Source organism: Pseudomonas sp. AF03-9 (assembly GCF_020515815.1).
Lineage (GTDB): Bacteria > Pseudomonadota > Gammaproteobacteria > Pseudomonadales > Pseudomonadaceae > Aquipseudomonas.
The window spans coordinates 1-20,403 of the sequence record NZ_JAHPJF010000021.1 but is presented as its reverse complement, the minus strand read 5'-3'; the positions used below and the strand labels follow the sequence as shown (position 1 = coordinate 20,403).

14 protein-coding genes are annotated in these 20,403 nt (G+C 63.0%); 4 read left to right on the top strand and 10 right to left on the bottom strand.

Annotation, left to right across the window (positions count from 1 at the left end):
- Positions 1-5: 5 nt before the first annotated feature.
- A complete protein-coding gene (gene sohB / locus LIY36_RS23235) occupies positions 6-1,031 on the bottom strand; it encodes a protease SohB (protein ID WP_226457311.1) in 1,026 nt (341 codons plus the stop codon).
- Between the two features lie 195 nt (positions 1,032-1,226).
- On the opposite strand from sohB, the gene LIY36_RS23230 reads away from it, so the two are divergent.
- Positions 1,227-1,937 (top strand): histidine phosphatase family protein, encoded by a 711-nt coding sequence (locus LIY36_RS23230; RefSeq protein ID WP_226457310.1) that lies wholly within the window; start codon positions 1,227-1,229, stop codon positions 1,935-1,937.
- A 56-nt stretch (positions 1,938-1,993) separates the two neighbouring features.
- Positions 1,994-2,308 carry an SCP2 sterol-binding domain-containing protein gene (locus tag LIY36_RS23225; protein ID WP_192300815.1) on the top strand — a complete coding sequence of 105 codons (315 nt, stop codon included), beginning with the start codon at positions 1,994-1,996 and terminating at the stop codon, positions 2,306-2,308.
- Positions 2,309-2,453: 145 nt separating this feature from the next.
- On the opposite strand, the gene LIY36_RS23220 is transcribed toward LIY36_RS23225, so the two are convergent.
- Positions 2,454-5,090 (bottom strand): MGH1-like glycoside hydrolase domain-containing protein, encoded by a 2,637-nt coding sequence (locus tag LIY36_RS23220; protein WP_226457309.1) that lies wholly within the window; start codon positions 5,088-5,090, stop codon positions 2,454-2,456.
- Between the two features lie 69 nt (positions 5,091-5,159).
- Entirely contained in the window at positions 5,160-6,569 is a 1,410-nt protein-coding gene (locus LIY36_RS23215; RefSeq protein ID WP_226457308.1) for an OprD family outer membrane porin, read from the bottom strand.
- Positions 6,570-6,858: 289 nt separating this feature from the next.
- Between LIY36_RS23215 and hglS the strand changes: the two genes are divergently transcribed.
- Positions 6,859-8,235 (top strand): 2-oxoadipate dioxygenase/decarboxylase HglS, encoded by a 1,377-nt coding sequence (gene hglS / locus LIY36_RS23210; protein ID WP_226457307.1) that lies wholly within the window; start codon positions 6,859-6,861, stop codon positions 8,233-8,235.
- Between the two features lie 166 nt (positions 8,236-8,401).
- On the opposite strand, the gene LIY36_RS23205 is transcribed toward hglS, so the two are convergent.
- The 7 genes from LIY36_RS23205 to lexA form a co-directional block, all read right to left on the bottom strand.
- A complete protein-coding gene (locus tag LIY36_RS23205; RefSeq protein WP_226457306.1) occupies positions 8,402-8,626 on the bottom strand; it encodes a DUF465 domain-containing protein in 225 nt (74 codons plus the stop codon).
- 143 nt (positions 8,627-8,769) lie between these two features.
- Entirely contained in the window at positions 8,770-11,277 is a 2,508-nt protein-coding gene (gene uvrA, locus LIY36_RS23200) for an excinuclease ABC subunit UvrA (RefSeq protein WP_226457305.1), read from the bottom strand.
- 8 nt (positions 11,278-11,285) lie between these two features.
- Positions 11,286-12,986: an ATP-binding protein gene (locus LIY36_RS23195; RefSeq protein WP_226457304.1), complete on the bottom strand. Its 1,701-nt coding sequence runs from the start codon at positions 12,984-12,986 to the stop codon at positions 11,286-11,288.
- 109 nt (positions 12,987-13,095) lie between these two features.
- Entirely contained in the window at positions 13,096-16,167 is a 3,072-nt protein-coding gene (locus LIY36_RS23190) for an error-prone DNA polymerase (RefSeq protein ID WP_226457303.1), read from the bottom strand.
- Entirely contained in the window at positions 16,164-17,579 is a 1,416-nt protein-coding gene (locus LIY36_RS23185; protein WP_226457302.1) for a Y-family DNA polymerase, read from the bottom strand. The genes LIY36_RS23190 and LIY36_RS23185 overlap by 4 nt, the downstream gene beginning before the upstream one ends.
- A 7-nt stretch (positions 17,580-17,586) precedes the next feature.
- Positions 17,587-18,201 carry a translesion DNA synthesis-associated protein ImuA gene (gene imuA, locus LIY36_RS23180; RefSeq protein WP_226457301.1) on the bottom strand — a complete coding sequence of 205 codons (615 nt, stop codon included), beginning with the start codon at positions 18,199-18,201 and terminating at the stop codon, positions 17,587-17,589.
- Positions 18,201-18,818, bottom strand: coding sequence for a transcriptional repressor LexA (gene lexA / locus LIY36_RS23175; protein WP_192300805.1), 618 nt, complete (start codon positions 18,816-18,818; stop codon positions 18,201-18,203). Before lexA ends, imuA begins: the two co-directional genes overlap by 1 nt.
- A gap of 250 nt (positions 18,819-19,068) precedes the next feature.
- Here lexA and LIY36_RS23170 point away from each other — a divergent pair.
- On the top strand, positions 19,069-20,403 hold a 1,335-nt coding region (locus LIY36_RS23170), incomplete at its 3' end, for a DUF6531 domain-containing protein (protein ID WP_226457360.1).

The window sequence follows — 20,403 nt, the reverse complement described above, 5'->3', positions numbered from 1 at the left end:
TCGGGTTACCAAAACCGCTGCTGGGTCAGACGGTTCCACCAGGTCAGCAGCACCCGGTCCACGGAACCGCTGGCCGCCAGGCCGACACGTTCCTGCAAGCTCTTGCGCTCGGCATAGTGCAGGTGGAACACCTCGGCGGTCTTGGCCTTGGTCGCCAGGTATTCGTCGCTGGTTTGCAGCTCATCGACCAGTTGCTTGTCCAGCGCTGCAACACCCAGCCACACCTCTCCGGTCGCGACTTCATCAATCGCCAACTGTGGGCGATAGCGCGACACGAAGTTCTTGAACAGTTGATGGGTGATGTCCAGGTCTTCCTGGAACTTCTCGCGGCCCTTCTCGGTGTTTTCGCCAAACACCGTGAGGGTGCGCTTGTACTCGCCGGCGGTCAGCACTTCAAAGTCGATGTCGTGTTTTTTCAGCAGGCGGTTGACGTTGGGCAACTGCGCCACCACGCCAATCGAACCGAGAATGGCAAACGGGGCGCTGATAATTTTCTCGCCGATGCACGCCATCATGTAGCCGCCGCTGGCCGCAACCTTGTCGATGCACACGGTCAACGGCACGCCCGCCTGGCGGATCCGCGCCAGTTGCGACGAGGCCAGGCCGTAGCTGTGCACCATGCCGCCGCCGCTTTCCAGGCGCAGGACCACTTCGTCCTTAGGCGTGGCGAGGCTGAGCAACGCGGTGATTTCATGGCGCAGGCTCTCGGTGGCCGAGGCCTTGATGTCGCCGTCGAAATCCAGCACGAACACCCGTGGCTTGGCCTCGGGCTTTTTCTTGCTGTTCTTCTTTTCGGCTTTGCTTTCGGACTTGCGCAGGGCCTTGAGCTGGTCCTTGTCGAGCAGGGTTGATTCCAGGCGCTCACGCAGGCCCTTGTAGAAATCATTGAGTTTGCTGACCTGCAATTGGCCGGCGGACTTGCGACGACCTTTGCTGCGCAATGCCGCGAAGCTGATCAGTACCACCAGAATAGCGACCACCAGGGTGACGGTCTTCGCCAGAAAGCTCGCGTATTCGGCCAGGAAATCCATGTTTCTCCTTACAAGTGCAGTGCGCCAGGCGCGGATTGCCCAAGCATACCGGCGGCACCGCGTTCGAGCCAGTGATCAAACCGCCAGCAACGGAGCGTTCCAACGAGCTTTTAAAACAAGCGTATGTTTTTCCATTGACAGCTCGCAGGCATCCCCATAACCTCGCCAGACTTTCAACGTACCGGGAAAACGGACGTGGGCAGCATCTATCTGATTCGACATGGCCAAGCCTCCTTCGGTGCAGACGACTATGACGTCCTGTCGCCCGTCGGCGTGGAACAAGCGCAAGTGCTCGGGCGTCACCTGGCCGAACTGGGCCTGACGTTCGACCGCTGCATCGCCGGCGACCTGCGTCGCCAGCAGCACACCGCCAGCGCCGCGTTCGATCAATACAGCGCCCTCGGCCTGCCGGTGCCGGCCTTGGAGGTAGACAGCGCCTTCAACGAGTTCGACGCCGATGCGATCATCCGCGCCCTGCTCCCCGACCTGCTCACCACCGAACCCGAAGCCCTGGAGATCCTGCGCAATGCCGCGCAGAACCGCAGCGAATTCCAGCGCATCTTCGCCCTGATCATCGAGCGCTGGCTGGCCGGCACCTATGATCCGCCGGGCCTGGAAAGCTGGCTGGGGTTTGTCGAGCGGGTCCAGGGTGGCCTGCAGCGCATTCTTGAAGCGGCGGACAACGCGCAGAAAATCGCCGTGTTCACCTCCGGCGGCACCATCACCGCCCTGCTCCACCTGATTACCCGGATGCCCGCTGCCCAGGCCTTCGAACTGAACTGGCAAATTGTTAACACCTCGCTCAACCAGCTGAAATTCCGCGGTCGCGAGGTGGCCCTGGCTTCCTTCAACAGCCACTCCCACTTGCAACTGTTGAAGGCGCCGCAACTCATCACCTTCCGATGAGCTGCGGCCAACCGTGACCCCAAGGTCACTGGACTCACCATAAAAGGATCGAAACCATGACTGACGTAGCCAAAGCTGTAGAAGCAATGAAAGCCAAATTCAACCCAAGCGCCGCTGACGGCCTGGACCTGGTATTCGGTTTCCGCATCGACGACACCAAGAACTTCTCGCTGATCGTCAAAGACAAGACCTGCGAACTGCAGGAAGGCGAAAACCCAGACGCACAAGTAACGCTGGTCATGGACAGCGAAACCCTGGAAGGCATCGTTGACGGTTCCACCGACGGCATGCAGGCCTTCATGGGTGGCAAGCTGCGCACCGAAGGCGACATGATGCTGGCAATGAAGTTGAGCGAGCTGTTCCCTTCCTGATTCACGGGCAACCCTGAATCCCTGTGGGGCGTGCTTGTGTGGGAGCGGGCTTGCTCGCGAATGCGGACTATCAGTTGATCGATCTGTGACTGATACACCGCCTTCGCGAGCAAGCCCGCTCCCACATTTTGATTCACCGTGATGTTCAGGCTTTCGGTTGCAGCAACAACGCCACCAACGCACTCCACCCCGTCTGATGCGACGCCCCCAGGCCGCGCCCTGTCTCTCCATGGAAATACTCATGGAACAACACCAGGTCACAACTCGCCGGGTCCGCCTGCAACTGCGCATACCCCGCCATCGATGGCCGCAGGCCATTTTCATCGCGTAGAAACAACCCCGTCAGCCGCTCACTGAGCCCGTCAGCCACGTCCTCAAGCGACGCCAGATAACCACTGCCCGTGGGGTACTCCACGGAGAAGCTGTCGGCGTAGTAGCGGTGAAATTCCCGCAGCGATTCGATCAGCATGTAATTCACCGGCATCCACAACGGCCCGCGCCAGTTGGAATTTCCGCCGTACAACCGCGAATCGGATTCACCAGGCTGGTAGCTGGCACACAGGGTGTTGCCATTCATCTTCAGGGCCAGCGGTTGCTCGGCAAACGCCTTGGACAGGGAGCGCACACCAAACGCCGACAAAAACTCACGTTCATCCAGCATGCGCCGCAGCAGGTCCTTGGTACGTTCGCCGCGCAGCAGTGCCAGCAACAGGCGATTACCCTGCCCCGGCTCGTTCCACCGCGAGACCAATTTGGCCAGGTCCGGGCGGTGCTTCATAAAGCCCAACAAACGCTCGCGCAACCCTTCCAGACCTTCATGCTCGCGCTGCTCCAGCACCAGCACCGCAAACAGCGGCATCAGCCCGACTATCGAACGCAGGCGCACCGGTTCATTGTTGCCGTCTGGGCGGCGCAGCACATCGTAGAAGAACAGGTCCTGCTCATCCCACAGACCTTCGGCGCTGTCATCCACGCGATTGATGGCGCCAGCGATATACAGGAAGTGCTCGAAAAACTTCACCGCGATGTCGACGTACACCACATTTCGCCTGGCCAGCTCCAGAGCCATGCGCATCAAGTCAAGGGCATATGCCGCGACCCACGCCGTGCCATCCGCCTGATCCAGCTGATACCCCGGCGGCAGCGCGGCCGAGCGGTCGAACAAGGCAATGTTGTCCAAGCCGAGGAAACCACCCTGGAACAGGTTGCGCCCCTCGGCATCCTTGCGATTGACCCACCAGGAAAAATTCAACAGCAGCTTGTGGAAGATCCGCTCCAGGAAGTCCATGTCGCCTACGCCGGTCAGCGCCTTATCCTGCTGGTACACGCGCCAACTGGCCCAGGCATGTACCGGTGGGTTGGCGTCGTCGAAGCGCCACTCATACGCCGGCAACTGGCCATTGGGGTGCATGAAGCGGTCTTTGACCAGCAGCAGCAATTGTTTCTTGGCGTAGGCCGGATCAATCAGCGCAATCGCCACCGCCTGGAAGCCCTGGTCCCAGGAGGCATACCAGGGGTACTCCCAGGTGTCTGGCATGGACAGGATGTCGAAGTTGGACAGGTGCCGCCAATGGCTGTTGCGGATATGCAACCGCTCGGCCGGCGGCGCGGGCTGGGCTGGGTCGCCGTCGAGCCATTGGTTGACGTCGAAATAATACAGCTGCTTGGACCACAACAAACCGGCCAATGCCTGACGCTGTACGTTGCGTGCATCCTCAGACGCGATGCCCTGTTGCAAGGCTGCGTAGAAATCGTCGGCCTCCTGGCGCCGCAGCTCAAACAGCTTGCGCGCATTGACCTCAGGCGCGGCCACCGGCGCAAAACGCAGGTAGAGGGTTGTGCTTTGCAAGCCTGCCAATTCGAGGACGAACCGCGCAGCGACCTTGGTGCCGCTGTCCCGTCGGATCGCCGATTGGACGCCGCCCACCACATAATCGTTGATCCCGTCCTTGAACGGCCCCGGCGCCGGTAGCCCATCCAAACGAGGGTGGTTGCTCTCGTTCTCACAGAACAACCACTCCACCCCATCCTGGCCCCAGGCACTGAGGTAACGATCCGGCAGCTCATGATGACGCGCTAGCACCTGTTCGCCGTCGAGTACCAGGCGCGGCACTGGCGCATCAAAGGTCCAGCTCCAGTCGTTGCGCGCCCACACCTGGGGCAATACCTGCAAGCGTGTCGGCTGATCCGAACGGTTGTGCACGGTGACGCGCATGAAAATATCGTCGGGCTGATGCTTGGCGTATTCGACGCTGACATCGCAGTAACGGTTGTCTTCAAACACCCCGGTGTCGAGGATTTCGTATTCGGCATCGCCCAGCCCACGGCGGGCGTTCTCGGCGATCAAGTCGGCGTAGGGAAAGGCCGCGTGCGGGTATTTATACAGCATGCGCATGTAGGCATGACTCGGCACGCCATCGACGAAAAAATACAGTTCCTTGACGTCCTCGCCGTGGTTGCCCTCGGCGTTGTTCAGGCCGAACAGACGTTCCTTGATGATCGCGTCGCGCTCGTTCCACAGCCCCAGGCCCAGGCACCAGCGTTGCGCGTTGTCGCTGAAACCGGCCAGGCCATCCTCGCCCCAACGGTAGGCGCGGCTGCGCGCATGTTCGTGTGGGAAATACGCCCAGGCGTCGCCGTCGGCGCTGTAGTCCTCGCGTACCGTGCCCCACTGGCGCTCGCTTAAATACGGGCCCCACTCGCGCCAGCGCTCGGCGTCCTGAGTCGCCAGGCGCTGGCCTTCGGTGGTGTCGGTTATTCGGGTTACGGGCGTGGCCGTCATGCGGTCCTCCGGCGCCTACAAGGTAGGGAGCAGTGTAGGACCCATCCACACCCGTGTGCACATGAAGGTTTAGAAGATCGCGTAGGTGTAGTTGAAGATCAGGCGGGTTTGATCCTGATCGGCAGTACCAGTGTTCTTGCCGTGGTAGGTGCCAGTCCGCAAAGTCGTCCCGAAACCTTTCAGAGGACCGGCCTGCACAACGTAGTCCAGACGGAAGTCGGCTTCGTTTTCTTTCTGGTCAGGGCCACCAGCCACCTTGGACTTGATGTCCCGGCCATCCAGGTAAGCCACGGAAGCCTTCAGGCCGGGCACGTAGGCCTTGAAGTCATACGAGTACTGACCAAAGTTGACCTGCTCGCCCGCACGGGAGAACTGGCCGACCACGGCGTCGGTGAACAGGTAGAAATCGCTGCCGCCAGCACCCTGCGCATGCGGGTCGGCCAGGCTGCCCTGGTTCACCCACACAAAGCCGCCGTCGTCGCCCACGCCAATATGGCCAAGCATCAGGCTGCTGCCGCCCAGTTGGTAGGTGAAGGCCGCACTGTAGGTTTTGTTGTCCACTTCATTGGCGTGCTTGGCGTAGCCACCGTTGTTGTTGAACTGGTAGCCACTCTGGCCGTTCTTGCCGTCACTGCTGCTGTCGAAGTAGCGCAGGTCGGTCTTGAACGATTGGTCATTGCCCAGCGGCAATACGTGGACCAGGCCGAAGTAGTTCTGTTTGTAGAAGTCTTGGAGTTGGGCGTAGTAGTACTGCAACGTCAGGTTTTTCGCGATGACGTTGTCGGAGGAACCAAACGGCTTGTAGTCCACCCCACCGAACTTGAAGCTGTCGCTGTCGCGCTGGCCACCCGCCACGCTCAAACCTGTGGAATTGCTGGAGGCGCGGCCTTCGACGCGGTTCAGTTCACCCCCGGTGAAGGTGACGTTGGGAATATCGCTGGAGGTGAGGATGCCGCCGTCAAAGGTTTGCGGGGCCACACGGCTATCGTTGGACACCAGGATCGGCAACACCGGCGCCAGGCCGCCACCGACATGCAACTCGGTCTGGGAAATGCGGAACTTCACATTGCCTGCCGCGCGTCCAAACGCATCGGCGGGTTCGGTGCCGTTGTTCTTGGTCGGGAAGAAGCTGTTGCCATTGCCCGCCAAGCCTGCGCCCGCCGTATGGCCATCGCCACCGTCCAGACGCAGGGCGCCAAAGGCCATCACGTCGAAACCGACACCAACGGTGCCCTGGGTGAAACCGGACTTGTAGTCAAAGCGCAGCGCGGTGGCGGCTTCACGCAGATCGTTGTTGGTCCCCGAACGGTTATCGGCGCTGTAGTACATGGTCCGCGAACTCACGGACGCATGGCTGTCCTCAAGGAAACCGCTGTGTCCGTTGCCGGTGCCCAGCGAACCGAGCCCGAAATCATCTGCCCAAGCCTGTTGTGCAAGAACGGCGGCGGTGATGGATAACGCCAGTGTAGAAATTTTCATTAACGACGGCCCCTGAACATTTTTTTATGTGTGTGATGTGCGAAACGGCGTTTTCATCCCTGCGAACGTGACGATTCTTTCATGCCGGATGGGGCCGACTCCGTGAAGAATTAGTTAGGAAAACCGTCGGAAAATGAAATTCTTCGTTGGCGGTTTTTTGTCATATTCACGTCATCTCATTCATTTGCAGAATGAAGTCCTGAAGATTCTTCGTTTGCGCACACACCCCCTGCCCAACAAAATCCTGGCATCGGCTACGTCCACCACCATCGTCATCAGGAATTTTTCTATGCCCAGCACCGCACATGTCAGCCCCGACGAGATCCGCAAGGGCTTTTCCAAGGCCATGTCCGACATGTACCGAGATGAAGTTCCGCTGTATGGCGCACTGATGGCGCTGGTGGCCGAGACCAACACCCGCGTGCTCGAGGCCCAGCCGGACCTGGCGCAACAACTGCAACGCACCGGCGAAATCCAGCGCCTGGACATGGAACGTCACGGCGCCATCCGCCTGGGCACCGCCTTCGAACTGGCAACCATCGGCCGTCTGTTTGCAGTGATGGGCATGCAACCGGTGGGCTACTACGACCTGACCCCAGCCGGCGTGCCGGTGCATTCCACCGCGTTCCGCGCCGTGCATGAGCAGGCGCTGCAAACCAGCCCGTTCCGCGTGTTCACCTCGCTGCTGCGCCTGGAACTGATCGACAACCCCGAGCTGCGCGCCTTCGCCGAAACCGCCCTGGCCAAGCGCTCAATCTTCACCCCTGGCGCCATGGCGCTGATCGAACAAGCGGAAAAGGCTGGCGGCCTCAACGCCGTGGATGCCGAGGAATTTATCCTCCAGGCCCTGGAAACCTTCCGCTGGCATCACACCGCCACTGTCACCCGCGCGCAGTACCAGCAACTCAGCGACCAGCACCGCCTGATCGCCGACGTGGTGGCGTTCAAGGGCCCGCACATCAACCACCTGACCCCGCGCACCCTGGACATCGACCAAGTCCAGGCCGCCATGCCCGGCAAGGGCATCACGCCCAAGGCTGTGATCGAAGGCCCGCCGCGCCGCCAGTGCCCGATCCTGCTGCGCCAGACCAGCTTCAAGGCCCTCGACGAAGCCATCGCCTTCACCGACGCCAGAGGCAGCCACAGCGCCCGCTTCGGCGAAATCGAACAACGCGGCGTAGCCCTGACCCCCAAAGGCCGTGCGCTGTATGACCAGTTATTGAATGCCGCACGCGATGAACTGGGCGCGTTCCCCAACGAGGGCAATGCCGCACGCTACATGCAACTGATGGAACAGCACTTCCAGGCCTTCCCCGACAACCACGCACACATGCGTGAACAGGGTCTCGCCTACTTTCGCTACTTCGCCACCGATGCCGGCCTGGCGGCCCGTGGCCAGGCCGATCAACCACGCACACTGGAGGCGCTGATCGCGGCAGGTCATGTGACAGTGGAGCCGTTGGTGTACGAAGACTTTCTGCCGGTAAGCGCGGCGGGGATTTTTCAGTCGAACCTTGGGGATGCCGCGCAGAGTCATTACGCGGCCAATTCAAACAAGGCGGAGTTCGAGAAGGCGTTGGGGCGCCGGACGATTGACGAGTTGGAGTTGTATGGCGAGACGCAGCAGCGCTCGATTGACGAATGCACTCAGGCGCTGCTCGCCTGAAACAAGATACCCGCCCGGCTCACCAGCGTAATCCTTACGCCGTATTCGCCCCCAGAGCCCCAAGAGCCGGGTGGGTGACGGGCATCATAGGCAGCAACAGGGTTGCTGTCGGTAAGATCAATCTGAACAAATATGTCCGCCCCTTCTGTAGGGCGTGAGGCTTCATTCAGCCCAACTGCTCCACAATCCTATCCTTGACCAACAACCGTTTCTTCTTCAGCTTCTCCACATCCTCATCGCTGGCACTGGCCGCTTCTGCCTTCAGAACCTCTTTGTCGGCATCCTCGTATTGAGTGAGCAGCGCATCCAGACGCTTGTCGCCCGCCCTGCGTTCATGAACGGCTTCCTTGCTCCAACCCAAGTCCTGATACAGGTCGTGTTTCACTGGCATGACGTACCTCCGCATGTTGATCAATGGCTTACGCCCTTGAAGCTAGACCATTGCAAGGGGGGTGTCATGTTTGCGGTCACGACACTGTTCAAAATTCTGGGGCGGGCTTTAGGGGGAGCGGGCTTGCTCGCGAAGGCTGATGCTCAGGCCAGCTCCCGGGCCAAGAACGGCGCGGTGCGGCTGGTTTTGCTTCTGGCCACTTGCTGCGGCGTGCCACACGCCACCACATTCCCCCCCAGATCTCCCGCCCCCGGCCCGATGTCGATCACCCAGTCACTTTGCGCCACCACACGCATCTCATGTTCCACCACAACCACGCTGTGCCCCGCGTCCACCAGCTGATTGAGTTGGCTGAGCAGGCGGTCCACGTCCCGCGGATGCAGGCCGGTGGTGGGCTCGTCCAGGACGTACAGGGTCGCGCCCCGGGCATTGCGTTGCAGTTCGGTGGCCAACTTGATGCGTTGCGCCTCGCCGCCGGACAGTTCAGTCGCCGGCTGTCCCAGGCGCAGGTAACCCAGACCGATGTCACGCAAAACCTGCAACGACCGCAGTACCCCCGGTTGCTCGGCAAATACGTCAACGGCCTGTTCCACCGTCAACCCCAGCACCTGGGCAATATTCAGGCCTTGCCATTGGATGGCCAGTGTCTCGGGGTTGTAGCGCGCGCCATGGCAGGTCGGGCACGGTGCGTAGACGCTGGGCATGAACAGCAATTCCACGCTGACAAACCCTTCACCCTCGCAGTTCGGGCAACGGCCCTTGGCGACGTTGAAGGAGAATTGCCCGGCGTCGTAATCACGTTTTTTCGCCGCCGGTGTCGCGGCAAACAGTTTGCGCACCTGATCGAACAAGCCGGTGTAGGTCGCAAGGTTGGAACGCGGGGTGCGGCCGATGGGTTTCTGGTCCACCTGCACCAGGCGACGGATCTGCTCCAGCCCGGCGCTGATGCGCCCACCGCTGGTTTGCGGGGCGGCGTCTTCCAGGCTCTGTTCTTCATCACTTTCCACGCTGCGCCCTAGGCCACTGCCCACCAGATCCAGCAGGGCCTGGCTGACCAGGCTGGACTTGCCCGACCCGGAAATCCCGGTAACCGCAGTAAAGCAGCCCAGCGGGAAGTCCACGCTCAGCGCGCGGAGATTGTTGCGCGTCACGCCTTCCAGTTTCAGCCAGCCGCCGGGCTCGCGACGCACCCGTGGCAAGGCGCTTTTTTCCGCGAACAGGTATTCACGGGTCTGTGACGCTTCAACCTGCGCCAGGCCGGCCGGTGGCCCGCTGTACAGGACTTGCCCGCCATGCTCGCCCGCCGCCGGGCCCAAATCGATCAGCCAGTCGGCGCGGCGCATGGTTTCCAGGTCATGCTCGACCACAAACAACGAGTTGCCCGCCGCCTTCAAGCGTGCGAGCGCGGTGAACAATGCCTCACCATCCGCCGGGTGCAGCCCCGCCGACGGCTCGTCGAGCACATAGATCACGCCAAACAGCTGCGAGCCCAATTGCGTCGCCAGCCGCAAGCGCTGCAACTCGCCGGACGACAACGTCGGCGTGCTGCGCTCCAGGGACAAATAGCCCAAACCCAGCTCGGTCAAGGTGCTGACCCGCTCCAGCAGGTCCTGGGCGATGCGTTGGGCGGCCAGGCGCTTTTCCACCGACAGTTGCATGCTGTCCTGCCCCGCCGCCACCGGCCGCAACAGCTCGGCCAGCTGGGTCAAGGACAGTTGCGACAACTCGCCAATGTCGACCCCGGCAAACTTTACCGACAGCGCCGCCTTTGTCAGCCGCTTGCCCTCGCATAAGGGGCAGGCGCTGCCCTGCATGAACTGCGACACACGCTTTTTCATCAGCGCGCTTTGGCTGTGGGTGAAGGTGTGCAGCACGTAACGCCGCGCCCCGCTGAAGGTGCCCTGGTAACTCGGCTCCAGCTTGCGCTGCAACGCTTCGCGGGTCTGCTCCGGGGTGAGCCCTGCATACACCGGCACGGTGGGGGTTTCTTCGGTGAACAGGATCCAGTCGCGCTGCTTTTTCGGCAGCTCACGCCACGGGATGTCCACGTCATACCCCAGGGTCACGAGGATGTCGCGCTGGTTCTGGCCTTGCCACGCCAACGGCCAGGACGCCACCGCGCGCTGGCGGATGGTCAGCGACGGATCGGGCACCATCAGCGCCTCGGTCACTTCATACACACGCCCCAGGCCGTGGCATTGCGGGCAGGCGCCTTGGGGCAGGTTCGGCGAAAAATCCTCTGCATACAGCATCGCCTGCCCCGGCGGATAACTGCCGGCGCGGGAGTAGAGCATGCGGATCAGGCTCGACAAGGTGGTGACGCTGCCCACCGACGAGCGCGCGTTTGGCGTACCGCGCTGTTGTTGCAGGGCTACGGCGGGCGGCAGGCCTTCGATGGAGTCCACATCCGGCACGCCGACCTGGTCGATCAGCCGCCGCGCATACGGCGCCACCGATTCGAAATAGCGCCGCTGCGCCTCGGCATACACCGTGGAAAACGCCAGGGACGACTTACCCGAGCCCGACACCCCGGTGAACACCACCAGGGCATCCCGCGGGATGTCCACGTCGACGTTGCGCAGGTTGTGTTCGCGGGCGCCACGCACCCGCACGAAACCGTGGAATTGAGGGGTGTTGCGCTGTGAAGTCATGGTCAACCTTATCTCGCGGTGAGCACGCTGCGCACCCGTTGCGTCAGGGCTTCGGGGCTGTAGGGCTTGCTCAGCAGGTGAATGTCGGGGCTCAGCAAGTGATTGCTGGAAAGAATGTCGCGAGTGTGGCCAGAGGTGAACAGTACCGCCACGCTGGGTTGTTGTGCACGGGCCCAGGCGGCCAGGTCGGTGCTTTTGACGCGGCCAGGCATGACCACGTCGGTAAAAATCAGGTCTGGCAGCAAACCGCCTTGCAAGGCCTGCATGGCGCGGTCGCCGTCTTCGGCAGTGAGTACGGTGTAGCCCGATTGCTGCAGCAATTCGACCACGGTCAGGCGCACGCCTTCATTGTCCTCCACCACCAGGATGGTTTCCTGCCCGCCGGTGTGGGGCAGTTGATCGATGTGCACTTCCAGGCTTTCCGGCTCCAGGCTGTGGGGGAAATACATCTGCACCACCGAGCCCTTGCCCTCCTCGCTCCACATCTCCACGTGCCCGCCACTCTGGCGCACAAACCCGAACACCATGCTCAGGCCCAGGCCGGTGCCGTGGCCTTCACGCTTGGTGGTGAAGAACGGCTCGAACGCGCGCTTGAGGGTCAGCGCCGACATGCCCACCCCGGTGTCGGTGACCGCCAGGCGCACATACTCCCCAGGTTTGATGCTTTTGCCCGCACAATCGCTGGGGTTGAGGATGATGTTTTCACCTGTGATGCGGATCACACCCTCGCCTTTCATCGCGTCGCGGGCATTGATCGCCAGGTTGAGCAGCGCGTTCTCCAACTGGTTGCGATCGACGTTGATAAGCCAGGCGTCCTGGGGCATTTGCACGTCGATATGAATGGTTTCCCCCAGCGCCCGTTGCAGCAACTCACCCAGGCCCGCATAAATGCGTTGCGGGTTGTGAACCGCTGGCGACAGCGGTTGACGCCGGGCAAACGCGAGCAGCTGCGCCGACAGCTTGGCGCCGCGTTCCACCGCCGCAATCGCCGCCGCCACACGGCGCTGCACCTGGGCGTTGTCCGGTTCATGGCGGGCCAGCAGGTGCAGGTTGCCGGCGATCACTTGCAACAGGTTGTTGAAGTCATGGGCCACGCCACCCGTAAGGCCGCCAATGGCTTCCAGCTTCTGCGACTGGCGCAGTTGCTCCTCGGCGGCGGAGCGCGCCTGTACTTCGGCGGCCACGCGCTGTTCGAGGTTGTGGGTGAGTTCCTGGCGCACCCGCTCGGACTGCACCAGTTCGGTGGTCTCCACCACAATCGCCAATACGCCCGCCGGTTGCTGGTTGTCGCCGGCGACCGGGCTGTAATAGAGGTCCAGCCACACGGTTTCCGGCAAACCGTTGCGCAGCAGCACCAGGTCCTTGTTGTTGAACGACAAGGTGCCGCCCGCCAGGCAGGTGTCCACCACGTGCCGGTTGAAGTCGGCGACTTCCGGCCAGCCCAGCTCCACCGGCGTGCCCAGCAGGTACGGGTGGCGACCGCCGGCGAACCGCGAATAGCTGTCGTTGTAGATCATGTAACCCAGGCGCCCCCACAGCATCACCATCGGCACGGGGGACGCCAACATCATCTGTACGTTGCAGGCCAGGCTGGTGGACCAGCGGTCGATGGGGCCCAGGTCGGTGGCCGACCAATCGAAGGCACGGATCCGCTGGGCCATTTCACCGGCCCAGCCTTCACAGCCATGGGGGTTGGATAAAAACTGCATCGGTTGGCTCAGTACGCAAAGAAGACATCGGCAAGTTTTGGAGCGCAGCAAACTTAGATGGTTTCAACCTATGTACGTTAGGCGTTAAACAACGCACCTACCACTCGTCTCAGTGAAAATCCCGACTGCGCACGTGAATCCCTTCCAGCAGCGGTGTCAGGTCGGTCAACCGCCCGGCAATCAAGTGCCGCACCTCGCCCACCGCTTCCCAGCGTCCGTCCACTTTCAGCAGCCGCGACCCCACCAGTGCCTGGCGTTGGCGCTCGGCCAGGTCGCGCCAGACCACCACATTGAGGTTGCCAAACTCGTCCTCCAGGGTGACGAAGGTCACCCCGCTCGCCGTGCCTGGACGTTGACGGCCGGTCACCAGACCCGCGACGCTGACATTGCGCCCATGCTCCACCGCCATCAGCTCCCTGGAGCTGCGGCAGCGCCGTCTGCGCAATTCATCACGCAGCAACGCCAGCGGATGCGGGCCAAGGGTAGTGCCGACGGTGGCGTAGTCGGCCTGCAAGTCTTCCCCCACCGTGGGCGCGGGCAGTTCCACCACGTCTTCATCCGGGCTGGGCAAGCCGGCAAACAACCCGAGTTGCTTATGCACCCCGGCCACCGCCCAGCGCGCCGTGTGCCGGTTGCCCGCCAAGGCGCGCAAGGCACCGGCATCCGCCAGCAACGCCTGGGCACGGGCGTCCAGGCCTGCGCGCTCGTCCAGGTCGGCAATATCGTTGAACGGGCGACGTTGACGCGCCGCTTCGATGCGCCGCCCCTCCTCTTCGCGAAACCCCGCGATCATGCGCAAGCCCATGCGAATCGCCGGCTGCGCGCCCTCGATAGGTTCCAGGCTGCAATCCCAGTCACTGGCCTGCACATCCACCGGACGGATCTGCAACCGATGTCGCCGCGCATCCTGCAGGATCTGGTCCGGACTGTAGAACCCCATGGGCCAGCTGTTGATCAGCGCACAGGCAAAGGCCGCCGGCTCATGGCACTTGAGCCAGCAACTGGCATAGGTCAGCAAGGCGAAACTGGCCGCGTGGGACTCCGGAAAGCCATAGCTGCCAAAGCCCTTGATCTGCTCGAATATCTGCGCGGCGAACGCCTCGCTGTAGCCGTTTTTCAGCATGCCGGTGCGCAGCCGTTCCTGGTGCGGCTCCAGGCCGCCGTGGCGTTTCCAGGCGGCCATGGAACGGCGCAACTGATCCGCCTCGCCGGGGCCGTAATCGGCAGCGACCATGGCGATCTGCATGACTTGCTCCTGAAACAGCGGGATGCCCAGGGTCCGCTCCAGCACCGCTTTCAATTGCGGCGAGGGATAGGTGGTCTCTTCCTCCCTGTTCCGCCGCCGCAGGTATGGATGCACCATGCCACCCTGGATCGGCCCCGGCCGCACGATCGCCACCTCGATCACCAGGTCATAAAAAGTCTTGGGCTTGAGCCTGGGCAACATCGACATCTGCGCCCGCGACTCGATCTGGAACACGCCGATGGTGTCGGCCTTGCTGATCATCGCGTAGGTCGCCGGGTCTTCCTTGGGAATGGTCGCCAAGGCCAGGTCGAGGTGACGATGGCGGCGCAGCAGATCGAAGCAGCGGCGGATCGCGCTGAGCATGCCGAGGGCGAGAATATCCACCTTGAGCAGGCCTACCGCGTCGAGGTCGTCCTTGTCCCATTGAATGATGGTGCGCTCGGCCATCGCCGCGTTTTCCACCGGCACCAGGGTGTCCAGCGGGTATTCGGAAATCACAAAACCGCCAGGGTGCTGGGACAGGTGCCGGGGGAAGCCGATCAGTTGCTGGGTCAGTGTGAGTACCCGACGCAGCAGCGGGCTGTCGGGGTCGAAGCCGCCTTCACGCAGGCGCTCAAGTGGCGGCGCAGCGTCGCTCCAGCGTCCGCAGCAGTCAGCCAGGGCGTTGATCTGATCCGGCGGCAAACCCAGGGCCTTGGCCACGTCACGCACCGCGCCGGCGGCATGGTAGCTGCTGACCACCGCCGTCAGCGCCGCGCGGGTACGGCCATAGCGCTGGAACACGTACTGCAGCACTTCTTCGCGGCGCTCGTGTTCGAAGTCCACGTCGATGTCCGGCGGCTCATTGCGCTCTCTGGACAGAAAGCGTTCGAACAGCATATTCATCAGGCTCGGGTTGATCTCGGTGATCCCCAGGGCGAAACACACCGCCGAGTTGGCCGCCGAGCCCCGGCCCTGGCACAGGATCGAACGGCTGCGGGCAAAACGTACGATGTCGTGCACGGTGAGGAAGTAGCTTTCGTAGCCCAGCTCGCTGATCAGCTCCAGCTCGTTGTTGATCTGCTGCAAGGTCTTCGCATCCACGCCCTCTGGCCAGCGCCGGGCGATGCCCTCTTCGGTCACGGCGCGCAGCCAGGAGCGGGCGTCATGGCCTGCGGGCACCAATTCGCGCGGGTAGTGGTAGCGCAACTGGCTGAGGTCGAAGGTACAGCGCCGGGCGATGGTTGCGGTTTCGTCGAGCAAGGCTTGCGGGTACAACGCGGCCAGGGCGTCGAGGCTGCGCAGATGCCGTTCGCCATTGGGATGCAGGCGCGTGCCGGCTTCGGCCACCGGCACGTGATGGCGGATCGCGGTCATGGTGTCTTGCAGGGCGCGGCGGCCACGGGCATGCATGTGCACATCGCCACAGGCCACGGCAGGCAGTTGCAGGCTGGCGGCCAGTTGCAGGCGCTGTTCCAGCAGGCGCGCATCGTCCTGGCCGCAATGCAGCTGCACCGCCAGCCACAGGCGTTCGGCGAAGGTGCGGCGCAGCCATTGGATCTCGGCCTGGGTGGTGCGATCTTCGGCGATCCACAGTGCCAGCAGGCCGGGCAGCGGCTGGTCGAAGTCCTCTTGCAGCAGGCGGTAGCGGCCCTTCTCGGCACGCCGGCGGGCCACCGTGATCAAGCGGCACAGCTGCTGGTAACCGCTGAGGTTTTCCACCAACAGCACCAGTTTCGGGCCGTTCTCGATGCGCATCTCGCTGCCGATAATCAGCGGTAACTGCACCGCTTTGGCCGCCTGCCAGGCGCGCACAATGCCCGCCAGGGTGCATTCATCGGTGATCGCCAGGGCGCTGTAGCCTTGGTGTTTGGCGCGTTCGAACAACTCCAGCGCCGTAGACGCGCCGCGCTGGAAACTGAAATTGGACAGACAATGCAGTTCGGCGTAACTCATGCAAACCAGCCTTGCAGCCACAGCCCATCGCGCTGGCCCACGGTGCGGTAGGCCCAGCCTTGTTGACCGGCACGGGTCTGGATCAGGTAGTAGTCGCGGCGGATGTCGGCGCCGTCCCACCAGCCGGATTCGATGCGCTCCGGGCCCATGAGGATCTGGATGCCCGGCTCGGCCAGCAGGGTCGGTTCGCTCAGCAACCAGCCGGGGCGCCGGACGTTGTTCAGGGGTGGGCTGGGGCGACTGTCGGCCGCCGCTTGCCAGGCGCATTCGGGGCGATGGTCGGCGTGAAAGCGCAGGCCCTGCACCGCGTCATCCCCTAGCCGGGCGCGCAGGCGTTCGCGCAGTTGCTCCCACGGCAGGGTCTGTTGCGGGCGGTCGTCGAACAGGTCCTGGCGCTGTGGCACGAACACCGGCAGGTCCTGGGCCACCAGGCGAAAGCCGCGCACCGGGGATGTCACCTGCACTTGCTCCAGGCGGCCGCGCGCCAGTTCGAACAGCATCGCCGGTTCACGTTCGGCACTGAGCAGGCCGACCTTGATCACGCTGTCGGGGGTCTGGGCATGCTCCAGGTGCAGGTCGAAACGCTGCACGCCACTGTCGCGCCCACAGAGGAAGGCGGACAGATCGCCGGTCAAGCGCCGCAACGGGAACAGCAGCGCCTGGTGGGATTGCACGTCGAAATTCAACTCGATGCGCACATCGAACTGATCCGGCGGTTGATAGAACGCCAGGGCCAGCGGGCGCTGCCCGGTCAAGGCATCGAGGTGTTTGAGCAGGCTGGCATCAAACCGCCGCGCCAAGGTGTGCCGGGGCAACGCCTGCACCTGGGCCAGGGTGCGCAGGCCCATGCGCGACAAGGCCGTGGCCGCTTGCGGGTCGAGGCCGGCGCGGTCAATCGGCAGCGGCGCCAAGGCCTGCATCAAGGCGCGGTCATCGGCCACCGCCAGGCCATCGTAGAGATTGGCCAGCACCCGCGCCGCTGCCGGGTTGGGCGCGGCGACGATGCGGTGGCGAAAACCCAGCTCGGTCAGTTCCTGGCGCAAGCGCGCTTCGAACTGCGGCCACGGGCCGAACAAGCCCAGGCTCGACTCGATTTCAAACAACAAGGCCCGCGGGTAATACAGGCTGACCTGGGAGCTGAACCGATAGGCCCAGGCTGCCAGGAATTGCTGCCAGCGTTCGATCTCGGCGGGGTCGTATTCGGCGCTGGCAAACGTCTGGACCAGGGCATGGGCGGCGGTCAGGGATTGTCCAGGACGCAGCCCCAACGCTCGGGCCGCATCATTGACAGTTTGCAACACGCGCCGCTGCGGCGTGCCGGCCAACAGGGCCAGGGGTTGGTCCGGCTCGGGGTGCGCACGCTGCACCCCGTCCAGCGCCAATTGCGGAAAGACAATACACACCCAGCGCATGCCAACCTCAGTGCCCGGCCAGGGCAATCGGCGCCGGGTGGGCCAGGCCGCCGCGGCACTTGAGCACCCGCACTTGCGCGGGCTTCGCTTCAACCGCCAGGCGCAACGCGGCGGGCGATGAGTTGATCGCATCGTTCAAGGAGCGCCAGGCGAACGCCAGGGTCTGACCGGTTTCCGCCGCCACCTGCAAGCGCCGCAGCGCACGGTCATCGGCCTTGCGCGGCCAGCACAACACCGCGCCGCAACTGCCGGAACGCAAACACTGCTCCACTGCCCACAGCGCGTCGCGCTCCTCGGCCTGGATCACCGAGAGCAAACGCAGATCCACCCCGGCGTTCTGCCAGGCATGGGGATACGGCGTGTAGGGCGGCGCCACCAACACAATGCGCTCGCCGGCCTTTGACAAGCGTGCCAGGGTCGGCAGCACCAACTGCAACTCGCCGACGCCCTCCTTGGCCATGAGGATTTCACTCAACGCCGCCTCCGGCCAACCGCCGCTGGGCAACACCGCGTCCAACCCCGCCAGCCCGGTGGGATGCACGCTGGACGGTGGCGCGGCGGGCCGGCCTTTCCACACGCGGCCGCCATTGAACAGCGTGTCCAGCGCAACGACGGCGCCCATCAGCCTTGCCTCACCAGGCCGCAGAACACCCCTTCGATGGCCAGGTCGCGGTCGGGCCCCACCACGATCGGTTGATACGCGGGGTTGCGCGGCAACAGGCGCACGCTGTCGCCGCTGCGTTCGAAACGCTTGATGGTCACTTCGCCGTCCAGGCGCGCCACCACAATCTGCCCGTTCAAGGCCTCGGCACTGCGGCGTACGCCGACCAGATCGCCGTCAAGGATGCCGTCTTCGATCATCGAGTCGCCCTGCACCCGCAACAGGTAATCCGGGGTTTTGCTGAAGGTGGCTGGGTCCAGTTGCAGACGGCTGTGCACTTCGGCATCGGCGCCGATGGGCAAGCCTGCGGCCACCCGGCCGAGCACCGGCACATCCAGCCACTCCGGGCGCGCCGGTTGGTTGAGCAAGCGAATACCACGCGCCTGGTTCGGGTTGACCTCGATAAAACCGGCCTCGGTCAACGCCAGCACATGCTTGCGCGCCACGCTGCGCGAGGCAAAACCGAAGGCCTCGGCGATCTCGGCGAGGCTGGGGGGCTGGCCTTGTTGCGCGATACGGTCGCGGATAAAGGTCAGGATGGCGGTGCGGCGGGGAGTCAGAGTCGTCATGGAGTACATTTGTACTCCTGTGAGAAATTTCTGACAATAGCCGCCAGTCGAGTGGCATCAGACCTGCCCTGTCGAAACCTCCCACACAACCGCCGGATTAGCTCTACTCCCCTGCTTTGAGAACCTCTGCAAAGTCCTTCGCCTGATTTTCACCATGCGAGGGATTGCAGATGGATGTTGTTTTGGATGCCCTGATCAAGGGGGCCGTGTCGTGATTTCCGCTACCAGCCAGGCGATTGGCTATCTGGTGCTGGCGGCCATGGATGCCAAATCGCGGGACGTCGACGCGGTTATCAGCGACTTCAACCGCTGCCTTAATACCTATGACGCCTGGACGCAAAGCGCCTTCAGTGTTTCGGCGTTGGAGGTTGAACAGGTATTTAAAGTCGGCAACGAGGTGGCACTCGTCGAACCCGCCAGCCGCTCCAATCTCCCCAGCAGCACCACCGCAACCTGCCCGGCCAATGGCACGTTGACCCTGGTGCACATGTTCCAGACTGCGCGATTCGTGCCCATCGGCAACACGCCGGTGAAGGTGCAGCGGATCGATTCAGATGGCCGCCCACTAGGTGACCCCCTCCATAAAACCATCGGCCCGAGTGGCATCCTCGAAATCAGCGAATGCGAGCGCAACCAGCGCTACAAGGTCAGCTTCTATCCCAACCTCTCCACGGCACATTTCAAGGCGCTGTACGCCTCGTATCAGGCGGTGATCGCGCCGCTGGAAGACTGGCTGCGCAGCGAATGGAAGACCACCTTCAAACCGCTGTGGAAGGACTACTCCGAAGCCAACTTCCTCCAGCGCTACCTATCGCTGCACGAGGCCTATGCACGCGGGTTTGGCGAGGCACTGTATTCACTCTGGGACACCCTCAAGCAACTGTTCCAGTGGCTGGCAGACCCGCTGGCCCACGCCGAACAACTGTTGCATTACCTGACCGACCTCCAGTTCGAACAGCTGCTGAAAGCCGGCACCGACGCCATCGCCAAGGGTTTGCTGGTGTTGAGCGACGAGCCGCTGCTGTTTGTTTATCTGTCGGCGCTGGTCAGTTGGATGCGCCTGCTGCCCCCGCCGTATCTGAACGAGCTGCTGGGAGAGATCAGCGCCGAAGTGCTGATCAATCTGGTGCTGTGCCTTGCGACTGGCGGGATGGGCGTGGTGGTGCGCATGAGCGCGAAGATGCTGGGCGGTATCAAGTCCCAGCGGGCGCGCAGGTGGTTGGAGCACATGGCTGGGCAATTTGGTAAGTCTCGGCTGGCGGAGCATGTCGAGGCAGCCAAACCGGTGTTACTGGGCAGTCCCGCGACGCCGATTTCGGGGGTGCCGAGTGCGCAGTTGAAGGCCGGGACCGAGCTGGTCTCCAACCCGGTGACGGCGGTGCGGAGCAAGTCCAGGCAGCACACGACGTTGGTGCGACAGGAACCTGTCGATGATGTGCCCGCTGCGGGCAAGAACCCCAACGGCGATGCCGCTGCGGCTGCGGATAAAACCGCGACCCATGGCTGCCCGGTGTCGATGGTCACCGGGGAGGAGTTGCTGACCCTCACCGACGGTGTGCTGGACGGGGTGTTGTCGTTCGAGTGGACGCGGCTG

What these genes read in the sequence shown, in the direction of transcription:
- sohB (WP_226457311.1), bottom strand. Translation starts at nt 1,031, where the DNA reads ATGGATTTCCTGGCCGAATACGCGAGCTTTCTGGCGAAGACCGTCACC.
- LIY36_RS23225 (WP_192300815.1), top strand. Translation starts at nt 1,994, where the DNA reads ATGACTGACGTAGCCAAAGCTGTAGAAGCAATGAAAGCCAAATTCAAC.
- LIY36_RS23220 (WP_226457309.1), bottom strand. Translation starts at nt 5,090, where the DNA reads ATGACGGCCACGCCCGTAACCCGAATAACCGACACCACCGAAGGCCAG.
- LIY36_RS23215 (WP_226457308.1), bottom strand. Translation starts at nt 6,569, where the DNA reads ATGAAAATTTCTACACTGGCGTTATCCATCACCGCCGCCGTTCTTGCA.
- hglS (WP_226457307.1), top strand. Translation starts at nt 6,859, where the DNA reads ATGCCCAGCACCGCACATGTCAGCCCCGACGAGATCCGCAAGGGCTTT.
- LIY36_RS23205 (WP_226457306.1), bottom strand. Translation starts at nt 8,626, where the DNA reads ATGCCAGTGAAACACGACCTGTATCAGGACTTGGGTTGGAGCAAGGAA.
- uvrA (WP_226457305.1), bottom strand. Translation starts at nt 11,277, where the DNA reads ATGACTTCACAGCGCAACACCCCTCAATTCCACGGTTTCGTGCGGGTG.
- LIY36_RS23195 (WP_226457304.1), bottom strand. Translation starts at nt 12,986, where the DNA reads ATGCAGTTTTTATCCAACCCCCATGGCTGTGAAGGCTGGGCCGGTGAA.
- LIY36_RS23190 (WP_226457303.1), bottom strand. Translation starts at nt 16,167, where the DNA reads ATGAGTTACGCCGAACTGCATTGTCTGTCCAATTTCAGTTTCCAGCGC.
- LIY36_RS23185 (WP_226457302.1), bottom strand. Translation starts at nt 17,579, where the DNA reads ATGCGCTGGGTGTGTATTGTCTTTCCGCAATTGGCGCTGGACGGGGTG.
- imuA (WP_226457301.1), bottom strand. Translation starts at nt 18,201, where the DNA reads ATGGGCGCCGTCGTTGCGCTGGACACGCTGTTCAATGGCGGCCGCGTG.
- lexA (WP_192300805.1), bottom strand. Translation starts at nt 18,818, where the DNA reads ATGTACTCCATGACGACTCTGACTCCCCGCCGCACCGCCATCCTGACC.